Origin of the sequence: Pseudogracilibacillus amylolyticus (SeqCode), assembly GCF_051918545.1 — a bacterium.
Lineage (GTDB): Bacteria > Bacillota > Bacilli > Bacillales > Amphibacillaceae > Pseudogracilibacillus.
On sequence record NZ_JBPPZG010000244.1, the window covers coordinates 1 to 5,273 of the forward strand.

Here is a 5,273-nt window from a genome sequence, read left to right on the forward strand (position 1 = left end):
AAGAACTATCGGTAATGATAACAGCTCTTGTACGTCTACCATATGTAGCATCTATTAAATTGTTATTTTCACGTGCTACTTGAACAATACGTTTTATTGGTGCTGATTCCGGCGATACGATCGAAATTATTCGATTCGCTGCAACGACATTCCCAAACCCGATATTAATCAAATGTAATCCCAAAGGTTTGACCTCCAATTCGGTCTTTATTTTTACAATATGTATTTTTAACTATAATATTAGAAAACTTGCTTATCACCAAAGAAAACATGCCCCTTCAAAGGGGTATGCCGACGTTAGGCGCAAAGCCTGTTCTTAGTCGGCCTTCCTCAGATTGTCGAAAAACAGAGGTGATGTTGCACTTAAGCTCTAGAGTGCAAGCCTTGGCGAAAGCATGCAGTAGGAAAGTTTTATACTTTCTTATCTGCAAATATAAAACGTTGATGAAAATCTTTATTCAATATTTTGAACTTGTTCTCTTATTTTATCGATTTCACTTTTCATGATTATGATCCATTCACTTATTTTAACATCTACAGACTTTGATCCAATTGTATTGGTCTCACGATGCATTTCCTGTGTAATAAAATCTAATTTTCGACCGATTGGACTATCATGGCTAATAACATTCCGAAAATGATGAAAGTGACTACGTAATCGTGTTATTTCCTCTGCAATATCGCCTTTTTCCGCTAATAATGCAATTTCTTGCAAAAGATAGACTTTATCTACATCCATTTCCTTACCAATATGTTGTTCAATCCGCGTTTTAATACGATTACGATAATGAATGTAAACTTCTTCTTTTCGTTCTTCTACTGATTTTAACATATTTTCCATCGTTTTTATTCTGTTTTGTATATCTTCACGTAAAAAAGCTCCTTCAGTTTCTCGATTTGCTAATACCTTTTTACAGGCTCTTTCAATACTTTGGAGTAATAATGTTTTAAGTTGATCTGATTCTACCTTTACTTCTTGAACAGTGATAAGACCTTCGATAGCGGTTAAAGCGGAGAATGGAATGGCTTCTTTCATATCATATTTATTTTTAGCTTGTCTTAAAAGATCAATATATTGATCCATTAACTCCCAGTCAACATGTAAGTTTTTTTCGATTAAAAAGTCGCCAGCAATCGATATGTAGATTTCAATTCTCCCTCGGTGAAAATAAGTTTGAATAATCTGTTTTATATCCATTTCTATGTTGTGTAATGTTCGGGGGATTTTAGATATAACGTCCAAATAGCGGCTGTTTACACTTCTTATTTCTACCATTACTATTGTTTCATCGATATGAAAAGTATCGTTTCCATACCCTGTCATACTCATTACCATGTTAACTCACTCCAATATAAACTTATTATACATTTTTGGTAGTAATTTCTCTATCAAAATGAGAAAATAAATAGAAGCTTTGATAAATTTATTTTGGGTTAAGTTAGTAAACATTTAATTTCCAGAAACTGCGACATAATCAATGAGTTACATAATGAACGTTTTCATGGACTTCTGTTCGGATGGGCACATAGTGGTTCACTTTGTGACCGTTGTTCACCAATTCCTGATCGGAAGGGCACATAAAGCCTCACTTTGTAACCGTTGTTCATCAATTCCCGAGCGGAAGGGCACACAAGTAAAGATATTCTTTATGACAATCTAAAGGTCACAAAGGATACAGCGAAAAATGACCCAGCTGAATACGTTACAGTTTCCTTCAACTTCTTTACATATACCTGTCCAAATTATTATCCTGAAATGGAAAGAACTTTTGACATTCATGTGAGGTGATAATTTGGTAGAATGGATTATTCCAATTTTTGTTGGTTTGATTTTGGTCTATAGTGTTAGTTGGTTCACAGGTGACAAAAATTATAGCGGTGTTAAAATAGGGGATGATGAACGTTCCCAATTAATAAAAATGAAATCCATCGTGGGAAGTTGGGTTTTTCTCCTAATGATTTTATTGATAAGGTTTGTGATTGATTTGTTTAATTTAACTCAATCTACCATAACTATTAAATTTCCGGAATTATTATATTTAATACTTTTGGTAGGTAGCAACTTTATTTATTATTGGGTTTATAGCAGACGGTTGAGCAGCAATGATAAATAAAATTTTAGAATTACGAAAAAATAAAGGGCTTACACAAGAGACATTGGCAAAGAAATATAATGTCACTCGACAAACAATTAACGCGATTGAAAATGATCGATATGATCCTACTTTAGCACTTGTTTTTAAAATAGCGGATGTTCTCGATACAACTGTTGATGACTTTTTCAAACATTGATTTAAACTACGGAATCATTGGTCACAAAGGAGGTTTTCTTATTGTCCATTATTGGTTTGATTTCTATTATTATTTTAATTTTCATTATGATATTGGCTTCCATAATAATGTTTAAACAAGCACCAAAAGGTGATTTCAACAAAAGGATTTTAGCGCTAACACCCATTATTGTAGGGATTTTATTTTCTATGTTAATTCCAGAAAGTTTTCTTTCCATGAATAAGTCTCTATCATCATTTATAAAAATGATAATACCTTTTATAGGCGCAGCATTCTCATTGCCGTTAATTTTGAAAGCAAAAAAGGAAATTGAAAAAACAACTAATAAATAAAAGGGCATACCCCATTTTGCAGGTATAATAGAAAACTAATAATTCATTGGGAATCAGTGAATTAGCGAGTTTAAGTATTAAATAATGTCTGTATTGGATGAAGGCTTTTTACACGAGGGTGGGGTAAGGGGCAGTGATAATCAACAGATCCAATTTACTATAATTAGAACCATGAATATATTACCTGAATTATTCATAGAAATTCTGAAATAAATCCAAAAACAGTTTGATAAATTATTTTCAAATCTGAAACAAAGTGATTAAATTAAGCACACTGTCCAAGATTTCAGGCTGAAATAATTTAAAAATTGATATCTAGGATAATGTGCTGATTTACAACATTTATTTTGACACTATCAATAGTTTTGACAATATCCACTAATAACAATTCATCTTTGGTATCTGCAGAAGAAGAGTCATTGAATCAACCTACTATTAATAAAAAAAGTTTGACGATGGAAGAATTGCTCCTATAGATAACGCTGATAAATTAAGTAAGAAGAACTTGATTCGATACTATTAAAAATAGGTTACTCAAAAGAATACATTGATAAATATTCTGATAAGCTAAAACAAGATTTGGTAGAAATAGGCGGGAAGAAAATAAAGATAGACAGCGAAGAATTAATACATGCCATAAACCCCAAGACACTAACACATGTTGAAGTATTAAAAGTAGTTCCAATTTTTAACTCTACACTAAAAAATACTACTTTAATGCTTTCTCCGTTTAGTCCTGATATTAACCAATAAGTTTACTAATATCTATTTATCTATAAGGCAACTTCATTTATTTTTTCTTTTTTTTATTTTTCATAAAGGAAACCAACACGACATAGGTAACTAATAGTAAAGAAAACATTCCCAAAACTATCATTAAGTTTGGTAATCCCAGCAAATCTAAACCTAGTCCAATAGTTAATAATGATATTTGTCCAATTCCAGTCTCGTAAACCCTTTTAAAAGCGAAAAATCTACCATGTAATTTACCCGAAATCTGCTTTTGGTATAATGTCGCAGAAAGTGGCATAAATAAACCGAAAGATACCCCGAATAAAAAGAAGGCTATAAAAGGGAGAAATTCAATTGTAGTGAAAAATAACAAGGTATACGAAATAACTATTAACATACAAGATAAAATTATAGCTTTCATAATATTATGTTTCTTAACTAAATATTGAACTAGCAGCCCCGTAATTATTACACTTAAACCCTCAACAGTATATAGTAGCCCTTTGATAGAAGGGTTACTCTGGATATTACTTATCTTAATAACTATTAGATTAAAACTGGAAATAAATATAAATGGAATAACCGACAGGATTAATGATTGAAAAACCATTGGTTTTGACTTAATTACAGGGAATATTTCCCTGAATTTATTCCTGTTGGTCTTTTTGCTATTCTTTTCATCATTTCGACTTTCTTCAAACTTTAAAAAGAAAGTACTTAAAAGCAAAATTATATAAGCAATTAGGCTATACATGTATATTTCTTTTAATGAAATTAATAAAAGTAATATGCCCGCTAAAGCAGTACCAATGATTCGGGCTAACGTCATAATGTTCATCTGGAGAGCATTTGCTTGCATTAGATCTTCTTCGTTATTGGATATCAGTGGTATTATAGCCTGAATTCCAGGAAAATAAAAAGAAGCCGCCACACCAATTAAAACCATTGATATTAACATCCAAATAATAGAATTAAATCCTATGGCAAGTAGCATAGAGAGTATCCCCAGGATTCTTAATACTCCTGCAATAAAAAGTGCTAGTTTTTTATTTAATGAATCAATCACGTTTCCTATAAATGGCCCAGAAACGAAACCGCTTACAACACCTATTATTAAGATTAAAGATTGTATAAAACTTGAACTAACATTCCTTTGTAAAAACTCCAAATTCCCAATCAATCCTAACCACATGCCCATTTCTGCTCCGAATATCCCAACCATAAGTACCCACATATTTTTATTTTTCCACATGAACATAAGTCCCCTTTACACAAATGTTGTTTTTCTAATTCTTTAAGGGGTTAACTACAATTCAACCTATTATGAAACTATATTTCCACAATTAAATGTATATTAATCTAATATGTGTAATCAGAAGCACCATACCAAAGATTGAATGGAAAACGGATACTTATGGATATTGTTCATTAACCATGTTGTTGATGTTGTAAATAAACTGAGTAACACTTTTATTGTTAGCGGAATTATTATAGTAACAGAACTGCATTGATGGGTATAATTGTAAAACGTGTCACTAATGACTTTCGGGTTACGTCTCTGATTAAATGGACTGGAATTATCTCTTTTTTCTTAGTAGTATTTATTCATGTGTTCGTGGTTTACTTAGTTTGAAAAACGATGGAATAGTAATATTTTAGTTGTGAAAATATGTACAGTAATAGTAAAAAATTAAAAGAGGAAATAATCGTCCTCTTAAAATAAAGTTTTTAAAGATCGTTTATATCGGCTTCATGTAAATGAAATAATAAAGTAGCTGTTTAGATACTGTTTTCTCTAATATACTACAACTTGTTACTTTTTCTACACGATAATCCAAATACCATAAAGAATGAAAAGGAAAGAAAAATAATTGATAGACCAAAAAGGATTTTTTTCATATATACCACCTCCGGGAG

The 5,273-nt window shown here is 31.2% G+C and carries 6 protein-coding genes; 3 read left to right on the top strand and 3 right to left on the bottom strand.

Annotation, left to right across the window (positions count from 1 at the left end; genetic code table 11):
- Together ACPYKA_RS18470 and ACPYKA_RS18475 are read right to left on the bottom strand one after the other, a co-directional pair.
- Nucleotides 1-184: extracellular matrix/biofilm biosynthesis regulator RemA family protein (locus tag ACPYKA_RS18470; protein ID WP_479543672.1), on the bottom strand; the 184-nt coding region annotated here is incomplete at its 3' end.
- A 270-nt stretch (nt 185-454) separates the two neighbouring features.
- Nucleotides 455-1,336: a YicC/YloC family endoribonuclease gene (locus ACPYKA_RS18475; protein ID WP_479543673.1), complete on the bottom strand. Its 882-nt coding sequence runs from the start codon at nt 1,334-1,336 to the stop codon at nt 455-457.
- A gap of 457 nt (nt 1,337-1,793) precedes the next feature.
- On the opposite strand from ACPYKA_RS18475, the gene ACPYKA_RS18480 reads away from it, so the two are divergent.
- From ACPYKA_RS18480 to ACPYKA_RS18490, 3 genes are read left to right on the top strand one after another with little or no spacing between them, the layout of a single operon-like run.
- Nucleotides 1,794-2,114: a hypothetical protein gene (locus tag ACPYKA_RS18480; protein WP_479543674.1), complete on the top strand. Its 321-nt coding sequence runs from the start codon at nt 1,794-1,796 to the stop codon at nt 2,112-2,114.
- Nucleotides 2,104-2,292: a helix-turn-helix transcriptional regulator gene (locus tag ACPYKA_RS18485; protein ID WP_479543675.1), complete on the top strand. Its 189-nt coding sequence runs from the start codon at nt 2,104-2,106 to the stop codon at nt 2,290-2,292. Before ACPYKA_RS18480 ends, ACPYKA_RS18485 begins: the two co-directional genes overlap by 11 nt.
- Nucleotides 2,293-2,333: 41 nt before the next feature.
- Complete coding sequence (locus ACPYKA_RS18490; RefSeq protein WP_479543676.1) at nt 2,334-2,624, top strand: hypothetical protein; 291 nt, start codon at nt 2,334-2,336, stop codon at nt 2,622-2,624.
- Between the two features lie 790 nt (nt 2,625-3,414).
- Here the strand turns inward: ACPYKA_RS18490 and ACPYKA_RS18495 are convergent.
- Nucleotides 3,415-4,608, bottom strand: coding sequence for an MFS transporter (locus ACPYKA_RS18495; protein ID WP_479543677.1), 1,194 nt, complete (start codon nt 4,606-4,608; stop codon nt 3,415-3,417).
- Nucleotides 4,609-5,273: the final 665 nt, after the last annotated feature.

Bases quoted from the DNA above. Each gene is read 5' to 3' on its own strand.
- ACPYKA_RS18475 (WP_479543673.1), bottom strand. From the start codon at position 1,336: ATGGTAATGAGTATGACAGGGTATGGAAACGATACTTTTCATATCGAT.
- ACPYKA_RS18485 (WP_479543675.1), top strand. From the start codon at position 2,104: ATGATAAATAAAATTTTAGAATTACGAAAAAATAAAGGGCTTACACAA.
- ACPYKA_RS18495 (WP_479543677.1), bottom strand. From the start codon at position 4,608: ATGTGGAAAAATAAAAATATGTGGGTACTTATGGTTGGGATATTCGGA.